Annotated in this window: 16 protein-coding genes; 7 read left to right on the top strand and 9 right to left on the bottom strand. The window is 58.0% G+C overall.

The window, feature by feature from the left end; translation table 11 throughout:
* Positions 1-54 precede the first annotated feature (54 nt).
* The 5 genes from ihfA to RSK20926_RS12455 form a co-directional block, all read right to left on the bottom strand.
* Positions 55-357 carry an integration host factor subunit alpha gene (gene ihfA / locus RSK20926_RS12475; protein ID WP_008207184.1) on the bottom strand — a complete coding sequence of 101 codons (303 nt, stop codon included), beginning with the start codon at positions 355-357 and terminating at the stop codon, positions 55-57.
* 92 nt (positions 358-449) lie between these two features.
* Positions 450-1,421, bottom strand: a complete 972-nt coding sequence (locus RSK20926_RS12470; protein ID WP_037254973.1) for a beta-ketoacyl-ACP synthase III — start codon at positions 1,419-1,421, stop codon at positions 450-452.
* A 21-nt stretch (positions 1,422-1,442) separates the two neighbouring features.
* Positions 1,443-2,549, bottom strand: coding sequence for a phosphate acyltransferase PlsX (plsX, locus tag RSK20926_RS12465; protein ID WP_008207181.1), 1,107 nt, complete (start codon positions 2,547-2,549; stop codon positions 1,443-1,445).
* Between the two features lie 40 nt (positions 2,550-2,589).
* Positions 2,590-2,796, bottom strand: coding sequence for a 50S ribosomal protein L32 (rpmF, locus tag RSK20926_RS12460; protein WP_008207179.1), 207 nt, complete (start codon positions 2,794-2,796; stop codon positions 2,590-2,592).
* Between the two features lie 245 nt (positions 2,797-3,041).
* Entirely contained in the window at positions 3,042-3,584 is a 543-nt protein-coding gene (locus RSK20926_RS12455) for a YceD family protein (RefSeq protein WP_008207178.1), read from the bottom strand.
* 100 nt (positions 3,585-3,684) lie between these two features.
* Here RSK20926_RS12455 and RSK20926_RS12450 point away from each other — a divergent pair, with 100 nt between their 5' ends.
* The 3 genes from RSK20926_RS12450 to RSK20926_RS12440 all read left to right on the top strand — a co-directional run bounded on the left by RSK20926_RS12450 (position 3,685) and on the right by RSK20926_RS12440 (position 7,015).
* Positions 3,685-4,155: an outer membrane protein assembly factor BamE gene (locus RSK20926_RS12450; RefSeq protein WP_037255047.1), complete on the top strand. Its 471-nt coding sequence runs from the start codon at positions 3,685-3,687 to the stop codon at positions 4,153-4,155.
* A gap of 150 nt (positions 4,156-4,305) precedes the next feature.
* On the top strand, positions 4,306-5,115 hold the full coding sequence (locus RSK20926_RS12445) for a GNAT family N-acetyltransferase (protein WP_232281892.1): 810 nt from the start codon (positions 4,306-4,308) through the stop codon (positions 5,113-5,115).
* 82 nt (positions 5,116-5,197) lie between these two features.
* Positions 5,198-7,015, top strand: coding sequence for an ABC-F family ATP-binding cassette domain-containing protein (locus RSK20926_RS12440; protein WP_008207173.1), 1,818 nt, complete (start codon positions 5,198-5,200; stop codon positions 7,013-7,015).
* 220 nt (positions 7,016-7,235) lie between these two features.
* Here RSK20926_RS12440 and RSK20926_RS12435 read toward each other — a convergent pair whose 3' ends face one another.
* Complete coding sequence (locus RSK20926_RS12435; protein WP_008207171.1) at positions 7,236-7,523, bottom strand: putative quinol monooxygenase; 288 nt, start codon at positions 7,521-7,523, stop codon at positions 7,236-7,238.
* Between the two features lie 95 nt (positions 7,524-7,618).
* On the opposite strand from RSK20926_RS12435, the gene RSK20926_RS12430 reads away from it, so the two are divergent.
* Positions 7,619-7,975 (top strand): winged helix-turn-helix transcriptional regulator, encoded by a 357-nt coding sequence (locus RSK20926_RS12430; protein ID WP_037254971.1) that lies wholly within the window; start codon positions 7,619-7,621, stop codon positions 7,973-7,975.
* Between the two features lie 267 nt (positions 7,976-8,242).
* Here RSK20926_RS12430 and RSK20926_RS12425 read toward each other — a convergent pair whose 3' ends face one another.
* Both RSK20926_RS12425 and RSK20926_RS12420 read right to left on the bottom strand, forming a co-directional pair.
* A complete protein-coding gene (locus tag RSK20926_RS12425; RefSeq protein WP_008207166.1) occupies positions 8,243-8,998 on the bottom strand; it encodes an SDR family NAD(P)-dependent oxidoreductase in 756 nt (251 codons plus the stop codon).
* 95 nt (positions 8,999-9,093) lie between these two features.
* Positions 9,094-10,023 (bottom strand): GNAT family N-acetyltransferase, encoded by a 930-nt coding sequence (locus RSK20926_RS12420; protein WP_008207164.1) that lies wholly within the window; start codon positions 10,021-10,023, stop codon positions 9,094-9,096.
* 45 nt (positions 10,024-10,068) lie between these two features.
* Here RSK20926_RS12420 and RSK20926_RS23025 point away from each other — a divergent pair, with 45 nt between their 5' ends.
* Positions 10,069-10,218, top strand: coding sequence for a hypothetical protein (locus RSK20926_RS23025; protein WP_008207163.1), 150 nt, complete (start codon positions 10,069-10,071; stop codon positions 10,216-10,218).
* 185 nt (positions 10,219-10,403) lie between these two features.
* Here RSK20926_RS23025 and tyrS read toward each other — a convergent pair whose 3' ends face one another.
* Positions 10,404-11,660, bottom strand: a complete 1,257-nt coding sequence (tyrS, locus tag RSK20926_RS12415) for a tyrosine--tRNA ligase (RefSeq protein ID WP_008207161.1) — start codon at positions 11,658-11,660, stop codon at positions 10,404-10,406.
* A 203-nt stretch (positions 11,661-11,863) separates the two neighbouring features.
* Here tyrS and RSK20926_RS12410 point away from each other — a divergent pair, with 203 nt between their 5' ends.
* Both RSK20926_RS12410 and RSK20926_RS12405 read left to right on the top strand, forming a co-directional pair.
* Positions 11,864-12,988, top strand: a complete 1,125-nt coding sequence (locus RSK20926_RS12410; protein ID WP_008207159.1) for an anhydro-N-acetylmuramic acid kinase — start codon at positions 11,864-11,866, stop codon at positions 12,986-12,988.
* Positions 12,978-13,445 (top strand): NUDIX hydrolase, encoded by a 468-nt coding sequence (locus RSK20926_RS12405; protein WP_008207157.1) that lies wholly within the window; start codon positions 12,978-12,980, stop codon positions 13,443-13,445. Before RSK20926_RS12410 ends, RSK20926_RS12405 begins: the two co-directional genes overlap by 11 nt.
* Positions 13,446-13,917 lie beyond the last annotated feature (472 nt).

Below are 13,917 nucleotides of genomic sequence, written 5' to 3'. Positions count from 1 at the left end.
TCTTTGCAAAGAGCCTTGTTATCTTTGGCCGACAGGCGGCTGGGGCAAGCAGCGTTACTTGCGGTTTCCGTCTGCCACCCGGTCTTTCATCAGGTGAGAGGGGCGGAACGTCAAAACCCGGCGGGGTTGAATTGGAACCTCTTCACCGGTTTTGGGGTTGCGCCCAACGCGAGCGGATTTATCGCGCACGCTGAAGGTCCCAAAAGAAGAAATCTTGACCTGTTCGCCCCGGACAAGAGCATCTGACATATGCTGCAGCATGCTCTCCACCAGTTGTGCGCTTTCATTTCTGGAGAGGCCGACCTCACGGAAGACGGCTTCGCTCAGATCCATGCGTGTAAGAGTTTTTTCGCCCATGCTAATCCCCGTTGTTTGCCAAAGCATAGGGGCAGGGGATTTTCCCTGTCAATATCAATGAATTGCAAGGCGTATCTTTCACGGTAAGCGGCTTACCAGCGCAACACCACCGCACCCCAGGCCAAGCCGCCGCCAATCGCTTCGGTGACGATCAGGTCACCTTCTTTGATTTGGCCACGTGATTTGCCAACCGAAAGCGCCAAGGGAATCGAGGCGGCGGAGGTATTGCCATGGTCCTGAACGGTGACAACAACATTATCCATCGACAGGCCCATCTTCTTGGCGGTGCCCTGGATGATGCGGATATTGGCCTGATGCGGCACGATCCAATCCACATCAGCGGTGGTCAGATTCGCCCGCTCCAGCGCGGTATTGGCCGTTTTGGCCAGTTTTTCAACCGCATGGCGGAAGACCTGGTTGCCCTGCATGCGCAAATGGCCGGTGTTCTGGGTCGAGACGCCGCCATCCACATAAAGCAGATCCTTGTAGCGCCCATCGGAGTTCAGATCGGTGGCCAGGATGCCGCGATCATCGCTTGTGCCAGCGCTTTCCTGTGCTTCCAAGAGCAGGGCGCCGGCGCCATCGCCAAAGAGCACACAGGTAGAGCGATCGGTCCAATCCATGATCCGGCTAAAGGTTTCCGCCCCGATCACCAGCACCCGATCAGCCTGTCCAGAGAGGATCAGCGCATTGGCATTGGCCAGCGCATAGGCAAAACCTGCACAAACGGCCTGCACATCAAAGGCAAAACCACGGGTCATGCCCAGTTTTGACTGAACCATGGTTGCGGCCGAAGGAAAGGTCAGATCCGCAGTAGAAGTGGCCAGAACGATGGCATCGACGCTCTCAGCCTCCATCCCGGCTTCGGCCAGGGCTGCCTTGGCGGCAGCGGCGGCCATATCGGATGTGGTTTCGCCTTCGGCTGCGAAATGGCGACGCTCAATACCGGAGCGGCTGCGAATCCACTCATCCGTGGTATCCAGGGTCTTCTCGAATTCCGCGTTCTCAACCACCCGTTCCGGGAGGTAATGTCCTGTGCCAATCACTACTGCACGTCGCGTCATTCTGGGCCTGCCTTTTTGGTCTTATTGGGAGGGATGCTCAGCATCCTGTGGAACAGGTTTATCTTGGGTAAGCTCCACCACAGATGCAACCCGCGCCGCCAGCTTTTCAGCAAAACCATGCTCTGCCAGACGGAAGGCCAGTTTGATCGCAGCGGAGACGCCGGTCGCATCCGCACCACCATGGGATTTCACCACGGTTCCGTTCAAGCCCAGGAAGACGCCGCCATTGACGCGGCGCGGATCCATCCGTTTGGACAACCGGCGAAGGGAGGTCATTGCAAGCAGGGCGGCAATCTTGGAAAGGAACGAATATTCAAAGGCTTCACGCAGGGCGATGCGGATCAGGCTGGCGGTGCCTTCGCCGGTTTTGATCGCGACATTGCCGGTGAAACCATCGGTGACGATTACATCTACCGCATCGCCAGGGATGTCGCTGCCTTCGACAAAACCAACAAAGTCGAAATTGGCCTTTTCTGCGTTTTCCGCAATCAGGGCATGGGCTTCTTTCAGCTCCGCATGGCCTTTATGCTCTTCGGTTCCGACATTCAAAAGCCCGACACGGGGCCGGGCAATATCCATGGAATTGCGCAGATAGGAGGTGCCCATCAGGGCGTATTGCAACAGATCCTGGGCATCCGCGCGCACATCCGCGCCCACATCCAGCATCACGTTGAAGCCCTGCGGATTGCGCGAGGGCCACAGAATGGCAATCGCCGGGCGGTTCACGCCGGGCATTTTGCGCAGGCGCAGCATGGAAAGCGCCATCAGCGCGCCTGTGTTGCCACAGGAAACCGCCCCGGCTGCTTCGCCCTGCTTGACCGCTTCGATTGTGGACCACATCGAAGTGCCCTTGCCATTGCGCATCACCTGAGAGGGCTTGTCCTCCATGGTGACAACCTTTTGGGCGTCGCGAATTTCGACGCGGCCCTGCAGTATGCGCTTTTTAGCAACCAGAGGCTTCAGCTGCGCTTCGGGGCCATGCAGCAGGAACCCGATATTGGGGTTCTTGTCCGCAGACATAGCGAGGCCGGCCACTACTTCCGCAGGACCGGCATCTCCGCCCATGGCGTCAACCGAAATCACAATGCGGCCGGATTTGTTGGCTGATTGATCGGGTTTACCCGTCATGCAAAAAATCCGCTCCGCAAGAAATGTGATCGTCGCGAGCTTATGCCGCGTCTTCGTCGATTTCCACTTCGTCGTTCACTGCAACGATCTCTTTATCGTCATAGTGGCCACAGGAAGGGCAGACGTGGTGGGGGCGACGCAGTTCACCGCAGCTGGAGCACTCGTTCGGGTTTGCAGCAACCAGTGCATCGTGCGCGCGGCGGTTGTTGCGGCGCGACTTGGATACTTTGTTCTGTTGGACGGCCATGTCTCAACCTTCGTTTACTTGGGGCCTTGGGGCCATGCCCGCGGCGCGTTTCACATTCGTTCGTTAGATCGGTAGGCGGCGTTTAGGCCGCAGCCTCTCCGATGTCCAACCAAAAATTCCGATGAGCGCGCGAAAATAGCGAGAATCTTCGACTGCGCAAGCGGTTTTTACGAGAGCGGCCCCGTATATGCCAGTGAGAAAAGCGGCTCTATCAAAAAATCATCAGGCCGCTTTCGCAATCCCGCTCAATTTGGGTCTTTGTCCTCTAGCTGATTCTTCAGCGCGGCCAGTCCGGCAAAGGGCTTGGTGTCTTCGTCCCGCATGGCCTGAACACCAGGTTCAGCATAGACGGCCTCTCCCAGTTCAGCCCCGTCCTTGCGCGGATAGGCGGGGATCAGCAGAGCCAGGGCTTCGACCAAAACCTCTCCGGGATCGATCACTTCGCTTAAAGGTTCGACCCGCTCATCCTCTTCCATCTCGCGCTCCGGATCGTCTGGTTCCGCATAATCGGAGAGGAATAGGCGCTCCACCTTTTCGTCGATTCGTGTGGTCATGGGCTCCAGGGTCACAACGCAGTCCTGCAGCAGCGTGACACCCAGATTAGCGGAAAGCTGCCAATCCTTGCGCCCTTTGGCGGTGATCTCACCGGTAAAGCGTAGTTTACGCATCCCATTCACGCCCAGCTCTGTTGCCAAGGCCTCCAGGGCAGGGGCATCAGGGCGAAGATCGAACTTGGTCGGCCTGTTTTGCGGCAGATCGGCGACCCGCAAAGCGGTACTGTCAGACATCACGGGAACTTTCGTTTCTTGAACCGAGAGGCTGCATTAGGTAATCGGGATGCTAAGCGGGTTCAAGCCGCTGATGGAATTTGGTGTCGCGGGGGACATAATGGGCGCAGAAACAGGGCAGTTTAAATCGGCAGCGAAACTGGCGATATGGGTTGTGACCGCGGCGGCCTTGGCCTCTTGCAGCGCGCGGTATCAGCGGCATGGCTATGTGCCAACCGAAGAAGAACTGGCAGAGGTTGTTGTCGGGATCGATACCAAGGACTCCGTGGCCGAAACACTAGGCGTCCCCTCTGCCTCTGGCGTGCTGAGTGAAAGCGGCTACTACTATGTGGCAACCACTATGCGTCATCGCGGGGTTTCCGCAATCAAACCGGTTTCACGTGAACTTGTTGCGATCAATTTTGACGCTCGTGATGTTGTCTCTGGGGTGGAGCGCTACAGCCTGGAGGATGGCAAGGTTATCCCGCTGGAGCGTCGCGTGACCAGTTCCAGCGTCCAGGATAAGACCTTCTTGCGTCAGTTGCTTGGCAGTCTTGGCAACTTCAACCCGGGCAATTTGATATCGGAGTGATCTCTGGGCCAGACCTTTGGGAGAGAAGAGGGCTGAATTTCGGTCTAGGGATTTAGCTGATTTTCGGCTTCTTGGTCTAGGGATGCCTTGGCTGGTTGCTTGTGGGCGCGCGAGCTGCGCAGGTGCGGTGCAATTGGGAAACGGATTCTGATGGCAGAGGGCACATTGCAGGAAAAGATGCCTTCTCCGCGGGGTCTGCCGTCAGGTGAGGTTCTTCTGGTAAAGGCTGGTTTCAGGGTGCGCCTCGCAGGTTCTGAAACCGATCTATTACATGCATCTGAGTTGAGAGCGCGTTGTTTTGGAAGAGAAAAGGCGGATCAGGATCTCTTTGACCGCTTTTGCTTCCATATCCTGGTTGAGCGTGAGGTGGACGGGCGCATTTTGGGTGTCTTTCGCCTGCGACATTTAACAAGCCAGCAGGAGATGGCGCGTTGCTATACCGCGCAATCCTATGGTTTGGGGCCAGCTTTACAGCGGTTGAAACCAGGCAGCTCGATTGGTGAGCTCGGTCGTTTTTGCATCGATCCAGATGTCTCTGGCGCCGATGTCGCCCGTTTGGCCTGGGCCGGGCTGACTGTCATGGTGGAGCGGCTGGAAATCAAAATGCTGATTGGCTGTTCCTCCTTTCAGGGCAATGATCCATCCCTTTACCTGCATGCCTTTGCACTGTTGCAGGCGCGGTATCTGGCACCTTCGGATTGGCAACCCGGCGCGAAAGCAGCTGAGTATATCACATTCATTGATCTGCTCTCTGACAGGGATCAGGCAAGAGATCTGGACCTGTCGCAGGCACTGCGGCAGATGCCACCGCTTTTGCGCAATTACCTGACCCTGGGGGGCTGTGTGAGCGATCACCTGGTGCAGGACCGTGATCTTGGAACAATGCATGTGTTTACCGCCCTGGACATCGAGGCGATCCCGGAAAAGCGCAAAGCAGGTTTTCGGGCCTTGCTGCGCTAGGGCGGATCGGACCACTACCCCAATCTTTGCTGATTTTGTGCACGGCGTTGACCTCGGGCCTTCTGCAGTTTAGCTGGCTTTCATGGCACGTATTCCTCTTTTGCAGATGACCGGTATTTCGCTGACTTTCGGCGGTGACCCGGTGTTTTCCGAGCTCGATCTTGTGGTTCAACCCGGAGACCGCGTCGCACTTGTTGGCCGCAACGGATCGGGAAAATCCACCCTTATGAAGGTCATGGCTGGGATAGTTGAAGCTGACAAAGGCTCCATCGTCGTGCCCCCCGGTCGCAGTGTCGGCTATATGGAGCAGGATCCCAAGATGGAAGGCTTTGCCACCCTCGGAGATTTTGCCGCCTCAGGGCTGGAACCAGGGGAATTATACAAGGTGGAGCGCGCCGGCGAAGGGCTGAAGTTTGATCCGTCGCGCCCGGTGGAGACCGCATCGGGTGGAGAGCGTCGCCGGGCTGCTCTCGCCAAACTGATGGCAGAAGCGCCCGATCTGATGCTGTTGGACGAGCCGACCAACCATCTGGATATCGAGGCGATCACCTGGCTCGAAGAAGAGTTGAAATCCACCCGCACGGCTTTTGTATTGATCAGCCATGACCGGGCCTTCTTGCGGGCACTGACGCGGGCAACGCTCTGGGTGGATCGCGGTCAGGTGCGTCGCCAGGAAAAGGGTTTTGAGCATTTTGAGGCCTGGCGCGACAAGCTCTGGGAAGAAGAAGATCAGCAACGGCACAAGCTGAACCGCCTGATCAAAAGCGAAAGTCGCTGGGCCGTCGAAGGTATCTCTGCCCGGCGCAAGCGCAACATGGGCCGGGTGCGGGCTCTGCAGGATCTGAAGGCGGAGCGCGCGGGTCAGATCAAGCGCCAGGGCGCAGCAGAACTTGCGCTGGAAGCTGGGCCAAAATCCGGTCGCAAAGTGATTGAAGCGGAGGGGCTCAGCAAGAGCTTCGGCGATAAGGCGATCGTGCAGAATTTCTCTCTCAAGGTGCAGCGGGGCGACAGGATCGCCTTTGTCGGCCCAAATGGTGCGGGTAAAACGACGCTGTTGAAAATGCTCCTTGGCATGGAGCAGCCGGATGCGGGCGCGGTGGCGTTGGGGACCAATCTTGAGACCGCCTTTTTTGATCAGACCCGTGATCAATTGGACGGCGATGCCAGCCTCTGGGAGAATCTGACCTCGGATCCTCTTTTGGGGATTTCCGGCAAGGCAGATCAGGTCATGGTGCGCGGAAATCCAAAGCATGTCGTGGGTTACCTCAAAGAGTTTCTGTTTGATGAACGCCAGGCGCGGGCACCGGTACGCTCGCTTTCGGGCGGGGAGAAGGCGCGGCTTTTGCTGGCGCGTCTGATGGCGCGGCAAAGCAACCTTCTGGTGCTGGACGAACCAACCAATGACCTGGATGTGGAGACCCTGGATCTCTTGCAGGAACTTCTGGACAGCTATGACGGCACTGTGCTGCTGGTCAGCCACGACCGGGATTTTCTGGACCGTGTGGCCACCGCGACAATCGCCATGGAGGGGGACGGCAAAGCCGTTACCTATGCGGGCGGTTGGAGTGACTACATCACCCAGCGGGGCGGGTTGCCGGGGGCGGAAAAAGCCAGCAAGGCGGAAAAGCCCAAAGCGGAAAAGCCAAAAGCCAAACCGCAGGCCCAGCCCAAAGCGGGATTGAGTTTCAAGGAAAAGCACAGGCTCGAGGCCTTGCCCGCCGAGATCGAGCGCCTGGAGCAGGAAATTGCGAAGCTGCAGGAGCTGATGGCGGATCCGGAGCTATTCACGCGTGAACCAGTCAAGTTCAAGAAAGCCACGGAAGCCCTTGTGGAGCGTCAGGAAAAACTGATGTCTGCAGAGGAGGAGTGGCTGGAGCTGGAAGAGAAATCCGGATCCTGAAGGCGGATCCGGAAAGAGGTGCCTGCACTGGATGTTTCGCGCGCGAAACATTGTGTAAAATTAGAGTTTTAGATTTCACACTTCATTTAGATTGGTAAGCGAAGTGTAAACCCAAGAAGTGCGGCTAAGTGCGCTCCTCTTGGGCTTGCTGTACCCTCACGAGATGCACAGTCTTGATGGGTCGCCGTATCTCAAATCCGTTTGCGGCCGGGCAATGGAATTAGAGTGTCTGTGTCATCTCGTTCAAACTGAACTCAGCCACTGCGCCTTCTGTAGCTTCCATATAAGCGGCCAGATGTGGCGCATTCATATGGTCCTGCCAGAGTTCACGATTCTCCCAGGTTTCATAGAAAGCGAAAAAGCCTGGGTTTTCATTGTCGCGATGCAGGTCATAGCGGATGCAGCCTGCTTCGGCGCGGGTTACCGGAACCAGCTTTTCCAGTTCGCTGCGCAGCAGGTCTTCGTGGCCGGGTTTGGCGGTGATTTGTGCAAGGATAGTGAGGGGCATTGCAAGCTTCCCAAGTTGTTTTGCTCTGGAGCTGCGGATATGAAGCCCGCATTGGTTTCGCGCAAGTACGCACAATTTCTGCAGATAGGGCACAAATGGATACTAATGGTACAGAAGACGGACGCCAGGACAGGTTTCAGCGCTATGATTGCAGCGATGGTTGCCCGGTGGAGGCCGCATTGGAGCAGATCTCTGGCAAGTGGAAGGGAATGGTGATCTATCACCTTCTGCCGGGAAAGATGCGTTTCAACGCGCTGCTGCGTCAATTGGGGACTGTAACCCAGCGCAGCCTCACCAAGCAGCTGCGGGAGTTGGAGGCCGATGGGATCGTGCACCGAAAGGTCTATGCAGAGGTGCCGCCTCGGGTGGAATACAGCCTGACAGAAAAGGGGCTGGAGCTTTGTCCGGTGATCGAAGCCCTGGGGCAGTGGGGCGGCCGCTACAAGCTGTAGAACTGGCGGAAGCATGCAGTGGCAGGCGGGGGCTCCCGCGCCCGCAGCTGCATTGGCTGCGCCAATCCCGCTTTGTGCTGCCTTGGGCCAGGCGCTGCTGGCGCAGCGCGAAGGCCTTGCTGAGAAGCGCTTGAGGGGCAGATCTGCCCCTCAAAGACGCCAATTCGAGTGTGTTTTCCATGAATTGCGCCTCAAGGATAAACCACGCTGCGCGTGGCGGCTTTGCCGCCCTTGACCCGCAAACCCTGGACAGGAAGCGCGAAGCGGTCAGCGCATGCGCAGGGCGCCATCGATGCGGATGACCTCACCATTCAGATAGCCCATTTCGACAATGAAACCGGCCAGGCGGCCATATTCGGCCGGATCACCCAGGCGGGCGGGGTTTGGCACATCGGCGGCAAGGCTGGCCTGGACCTCTTCCGGCAGGCCTGCCAGCATCGGGGTCATAAAGATCCCTGGTGCAATGGTCATCACACGGATGCCAGAGGAGGCGAGGTCTCGGGCCATGGGCAGGCACATGCCGGCGACGCCGCCCTTTGAGGCGGCATAGGCGGCCTGGCCCTTCTGGCCGTCAAAGGCAGCGATGGAGGCTGTGTTGATGATCACTCCGCGTGCGCCATCTTCTTCGGGTGTGTTCTTGGCGATTTCTACTGCGGCCAGACGGGCAACATTGAAGGTGCCGACGAGGTTGATGTCGATGGTCTTCTGGAATGCACCCAGAGGATGCGCGCCTTCTTTGCTGACGGTTTTCATGCCAATGGCGATGCCTGCACAGTTCACGCAGGCAGAGATGCCGCCCATATTTTCTGAGGCCTTGGCAATCGCTGCTTCGGCCGAGGCTTCGTCGGTGACATCGGTTTCGGCAAAGAACCCGCCGATCTCGTCGGCTACGCGGGCACCGCGCTCCGTGTCGCGGTCCAGCAGCGTCACTTTGGCGCCGGAAGCGGCGAAATGGCGGGCGGTTGCTTCACCAAGGCCAGAGGCGCCACCGGTAATGATGGCGCGGGTCGATGCGAGTTTCATGGGCGGGGCTCCTCCGGGTAAATGAACATCTGTTCAATAACCTCACAAGAGGGGGCCTGTCCAGCGCAGCGTTGCACTATCCTGCGGCTCTGTCGCTAGGCAGGGTGCATTTTGCGCAGATCCAGCCGAGCCAAGGGAGCAAAAAGCGGCGTAACAGGGGGCCAGTGCAGCCAGGTTCCGCCCAGAGCGGAGAGCGCTGCCCCGGTGCCCAGTTTGAAACGGGCGAGGCCCGCTGCGTGTTCGGTATTGATCAGCCCCAGATCCAGGTGCTGACAACCTTTGTCCTGCAGCCAGCAGGCCGCCTGCCACAGCAGTAGATTATGGGCCGAGAGTGCTTTGCCACGCGCTGTACTGTGGGAGATATGGTAACTCGCGGCCGCACCATGGCGCAGGATCAAGAGAGCGGCGATGACCTCCTTGCCCTCAAAAGCCTGAAAGAGCTTGGCCTGGCCTGGGTTTTCACTGGCATAGGCGAGCGTGAGGGTCTGCGGCCAGCTGCTGTAACCGCGCGCGGCCTGTTGTTTCTGATCTGCCTGCAGCAACCAGTGAGAGGGATCAATCGGCATGTTCTGGCGGCTGATGCGAAGGGTATGAGCTTCGGCGTGCTTCAACCGGTTGCGCCATTTTTGGTGCAGGCCTGCGCGCAAGCTGTCCCGATCGCTGCTGAGATCCCATTTCGCCACATGGGCGGGGCTGAGCAGGGGCACCGCACCATATTGCGCCAGCTCCGCTGCGGGCTCTTCTGGCGAGAGGATTACCGGAGTGCGCCCAAGGCCCTGTTCCTGCAGGCTTTCAATCAAGCGCAGGGGCTTTTTGATACGGGCGCGGTTCACCATGGCGCAGGAGACCCCAAGCGCAAAGCGGCGGCGTGTAACCAGAGTGTCGCCCAGATTTTCAAGGACCAGAGGGCTTTGGCCGGTAGCCAAAAGCGCGCGCCGGAATTCGGGCGATTGTGGCAGGCTGGGTGGGGTGGTGTCGCGTTGGATCGGGCGGGGCATGACATCAGCAGGCAGGAAATCGAACATGGGTTTATTTACCCTTCGGAAACCTAAATCATGGTTAATGGACCCATGAAATCAGACGGAAAATCACCGGTAAAGGTTCTGGGGCAAAGCGCGCCCAACCCGCGTATGACATTGAGTGCTGCGGCCCTGCTGGCCTGTGCCCTTTCGGTGCCCATCTTTATCTTGCTGACACTGGTGGACTGGCTGTTTTTGTGAGGCTTTACCTCACATGCCGAGTTTCTTTTTTTGGAAGGCAGAAACCCTGCGGAGAGCCTTCTTGCTCCAGGTGGCGATCTCTGGATTGGCTTCTTGGTGCTATGGGATCTGCCATAGGAGCTGACCGTCCGACAAAAAAAGGAGCCACTTGGGCTCCTTTTCGCGGGTTTGATATTCGCTAAGCCTTAGTCGGTGAGCTGCACCAGAGCGTGACGCTTTTTGCCTGCGCTGAGCTTGATCGGTGAGGAAAGCGCGCCTGCATCGAGCATCAGCCCTGCATCCGTCAGCGGTTGGTCATCAATCTTGGCGCCGTTTTCAGAGATCAAGCGTTTGGCCTCCTTGCCGGATTTGGCCAGACCGGATTTCACAATGAGCTGTACGATGGAAATGCCGTCACCCAGATCCGCAGGAGAGAGCGACAGGGTTGGCAGGTCATCGCCCACGCCGCCTTTTTCAAAAACTTCGCGCGAGGTGGCCTCAGCAGCCAATGCGGCCTCGGCACCGTGGCAGAGCTTGGTTACCTCATTGGCCAGCACAATTTTGGCGTCGTTGATTTCGGATCCGGCCAGGGCGCCCAGGCGCTCACATTCGTCAATGGGCAGCTCGGTATAGAGCTTGAGGAAACGACCCACATCGGCATCGGTAGTGTTGCGCCAGAACTGCCAGAACTCATAAGGTGAGCGCATATCGGGGTTGAGCCAGACCGCACCGTCCTGGCTCTTGCCCATCTTCTTGCCATCCGAGGTGGTCAAGAGCGGCGAGGTTAGGCCAAAGATCGAATTGTCCAGCACCCGGCGGGTGAGATCGATACCATTGACAATATTGCCCCACTGATCCGAGCCGCCCATCTGCAGGATGCAGCCGTAGCGGCGGTTCAGCTCCAGGAAGTCATAGGCCTGCAGGATCATGTAGTTGAACTCAAGGAAGCTCAAGGACTGTTCGCGGTCGAGGCGTGATTTGACGCTCTCGAAGCTGAGCATCCGGTTCACCGAGAAATGGCGGCCGATGTCGCGCAGGAATTCGAGGTAATTGAGATCGTCCAGCCATTCCGCATTGTTCAGCATCAGGGCCTTGTTGGGCGCGTCTGTGTCGTAATCGATATAGGCGGCAAAGACCTTCTTGATGCCCGCAATATTGGCGTTGATCGCGGCCTCATCCAAGAGCGGACGTTCATCAGCACGGAAAGAAGGATCGCCCACCTTGGTGGTGCCGCCGCCCATGAGGGTGATCGGCTGATGGCCGGTCTTCTGGAACCAGCGCAGCATCATGATCTGAATGAGCGAGCCCACATGCAGCGATTTCGCGGTGGCATCAAATCCGATATAGGCGGGCTTCACCCCCTGCATCAGGGCCTCATCCAGGCCTTGATAATCGGTGCAGTCCGCAAGGAACCCGCGTTCCATCATGACGGCGACGAAATCCGATTTGGGGTGGTAGGTCATGTTCTGCCTCGGTGATTGATTTGCGCTGACCCGTATAATTCGCAATTTCCATACATGGAACCTGTTTTCCCCGCAAAAATGTATCGGTAGAATAATGGCAAAGCACAAATGGCTCTGACCCCTGTGCGATCAGGAAGGGGAGAGCGGAGGCGGCGGCATGGCGCGGTAGTGGCACCGATCCCGCAAACTGAGGCAGGTCTGAGATGAGCAAGGCAATTGCAAGAACAGGAAAGCTGCGCGCCCTGGGCGCCATGAGCGGGACCTCATTGGATGGGGTGGACCTGGCGGTGATCGAAACCGATGGGGAGAACATCCATGGATTTGGACCCGCTGCCTACCACCCATATGAGAGCGCTGAGCGTGAAATCTTGCGTGCGGGGCTAGGCCATTGGCATGGGGAGGAGGTCTTGGCAGCGACGCAGGTTGTTGAAGATGTACATCTGCGTGCGCTTCGGCAGAATGCGGCCCTCTGTGATGGGATCGATCTGGCGGGGGTGCATGGCCAGACCCTGGCCCACGCACCGCGTCAGAATGGCACGCTGCAAGTGGGGGATGGGGCCAGATTGGCCGAAGAGCTGCAGATACCAGTGGTTTGGGATTTTCGCAGCGATGATGTGGCAATGGGAGGTGAGGGCGCACCCTTGGCGCCTTTCTTCCATTTTGCCTGCGCCAAATACATCTCTGCGGGTGCACCTCTTTGCTTTTTGAACCTGGGTGGGGTGGGGAATGTCACCTATGTGGATCCCCGTTTTGAGAGGCCAGAGGAACCGGGCGCTCTCCTTGCCTTTGACACAGGGCCCGCCAATGCGCCGGTGAATGATCTGATGACAGCGCGTCAGGGCAAACCCATGGATGAGGGTGGTGCTGTCGCGATGTCCGGCACGGTCGAAACCGGGGCATTGGAGCTGTTCCTGGCAGAGCCATACTTTTCCAGAATGCCGCCGAAGTCGCTGGACCGGAATGATTTTTCAGAAATGATCAATCTGGTTAGGGAGCTATCGGACAGTGATGCAGCTGCAACTTTAACCGCGATGTGTGCGGCCGCTGTGGCGCAGGGCATGCAGCATTGCCCGGAAGCGCCTGCTCGGGTTCTGGTGACAGGCGGCGGGCGCCGGAACCCGGTGTTGATGGAAATGCTGAAGGTCTCTTTGGATTGCCCGGTCATGCCGGTCGAGGAGGTGGGGCTGGATGGGGATATGCTGGAGGCGCAGGCCTTTGCCTATCTCGCCGTGCGTGTGGCCCGAGGGATGCCAACCTCTTGCCCGGGTACGACTGGGGTCAGCGCCTGTGTCGGCGGTGGAATTGTGAGCCTGCCAAATGCCCAGTGATCCCTTGGCCACGCCATGGCGGCCGCAGCCTAGAATCAAGGTAAAGGCACTGGGGCTGCATTGGCGCGAGGGCAGGTTATTGGCGGCGGAGGTCTATGATGATGCGGGTCACCTCAAGGGGGTGCGTCCCCTTGGTGGAACCATCGAATTTGGCGAGACTTGGCAGCAAGCTTTGAAACGGGAATTTCTGGAGGAGTTGCAGGTTGAGGTCATGGTTTCTGGTGCGCCCTTGGTACTGGAGAACCTTTATCTGCATGAGGGTGCGACGGGCCATGAGATTATCTTTGCGGCCGCGGTTGAGTTTCCTGACGGGGCATTCGAAAACCTGGATGAAATTCTCTTCCATGAGGACAACGGACAGCTCTGCCGCGCCAGATGGTTTGATCTTGATGCTTTGGAGCGCGACGGCGTTGCAGTATTTCCAGATGGGTTGCGAGAGGCACTAAAAGGCCTGTGATGATTAGTTCCCTTCTCCCGAATTGAAGTCGGGATGGAGGGGAGCTCCCGCGCGCTTTGCATGAATTGGAAATTCACGCTCTGCCCTTGGGCCTTGCGCCGCGCGCGCCCAAAGGGCGCGCGCGGCGCGGGTCGCTTTGGGCAAGGCCCAAAGCGAAACCCCTCTTCTAACGCGGTGGTTTTTCTGGCAGCAGATTTGTCTCAAGGGGAGGCAGAACTGTAAGGCGCTGGAGCTATGCTTGAGGTGGGGAGGAACGTAGGACAGGGCCGTTTGGGCCCTGGATTTTGGGTGTTCTCTTTAATTTGGATCACATTTGTAGGGTACGGTTTCCCAATACATACGAGTACGCAGGAGAGGAGTGGCGGAAGCCAAGCAAACGGGTTCTCCTGCCTGCAGGAGGGGGCGACCTGTTGGGCTCATTCGTAGCCTAGACAGCTTGACGGTTGTCACTTCTGACGGCGCTTCCAGTTGG

The sequence above is a fragment of the Roseobacter sp. SK209-2-6 genome (genome assembly GCF_000169455.1).
Lineage (GTDB): Bacteria > Pseudomonadota > Alphaproteobacteria > Rhodobacterales > Rhodobacteraceae > Pseudophaeobacter.
Note: the sequence above shows the minus strand (reverse complement) of the source record. Positions and strands in the feature narration are given on the sequence as shown.

Excerpts from the sequence above, each read along its gene's own strand:
- ihfA (WP_008207184.1), bottom strand. The coding sequence starts at position 357 with ATGGGCGAAAAAACTCTTACACGCATGGATCTGAGCGAAGCCGTCTTC.
- RSK20926_RS12470 (WP_037254973.1), bottom strand. The coding sequence starts at position 1,421 with ATGACGCGACGTGCAGTAGTGATTGGCACAGGACATTACCTCCCGGAA.
- plsX (WP_008207181.1), bottom strand. The coding sequence starts at position 2,549 with ATGACGGGTAAACCCGATCAATCAGCCAACAAATCCGGCCGCATTGTG.
- rpmF (WP_008207179.1), bottom strand. The coding sequence starts at position 2,796 with ATGGCCGTCCAACAGAACAAAGTATCCAAGTCGCGCCGCAACAACCGC.
- RSK20926_RS12455 (WP_008207178.1), bottom strand. The coding sequence starts at position 3,584 with ATGTCTGACAGTACCGCTTTGCGGGTCGCCGATCTGCCGCAAAACAGG.
- RSK20926_RS12450 (WP_037255047.1), top strand. The coding sequence starts at position 3,685 with ATGGGCGCAGAAACAGGGCAGTTTAAATCGGCAGCGAAACTGGCGATA.
- RSK20926_RS12445 (WP_232281892.1), top strand. The coding sequence starts at position 4,306 with ATGGCAGAGGGCACATTGCAGGAAAAGATGCCTTCTCCGCGGGGTCTG.
- RSK20926_RS12440 (WP_008207173.1), top strand. The coding sequence starts at position 5,198 with ATGGCACGTATTCCTCTTTTGCAGATGACCGGTATTTCGCTGACTTTC.
- RSK20926_RS12435 (WP_008207171.1), bottom strand. The coding sequence starts at position 7,523 with ATGCCCCTCACTATCCTTGCACAAATCACCGCCAAACCCGGCCACGAA.
- RSK20926_RS12430 (WP_037254971.1), top strand. The coding sequence starts at position 7,619 with ATGGATACTAATGGTACAGAAGACGGACGCCAGGACAGGTTTCAGCGC.
- RSK20926_RS12425 (WP_008207166.1), bottom strand. The coding sequence starts at position 8,998 with ATGAAACTCGCATCGACCCGCGCCATCATTACCGGTGGCGCCTCTGGC.
- RSK20926_RS12420 (WP_008207164.1), bottom strand. The coding sequence starts at position 10,023 with ATGTTCGATTTCCTGCCTGCTGATGTCATGCCCCGCCCGATCCAACGC.
- RSK20926_RS23025 (WP_008207163.1), top strand. The coding sequence starts at position 10,069 with ATGAAATCAGACGGAAAATCACCGGTAAAGGTTCTGGGGCAAAGCGCG.
- tyrS (WP_008207161.1), bottom strand. The coding sequence starts at position 11,660 with ATGACCTACCACCCCAAATCGGATTTCGTCGCCGTCATGATGGAACGC.
- RSK20926_RS12410 (WP_008207159.1), top strand. The coding sequence starts at position 11,864 with ATGAGCAAGGCAATTGCAAGAACAGGAAAGCTGCGCGCCCTGGGCGCC.
- RSK20926_RS12405 (WP_008207157.1), top strand. The coding sequence starts at position 12,978 with ATGCCCAGTGATCCCTTGGCCACGCCATGGCGGCCGCAGCCTAGAATC.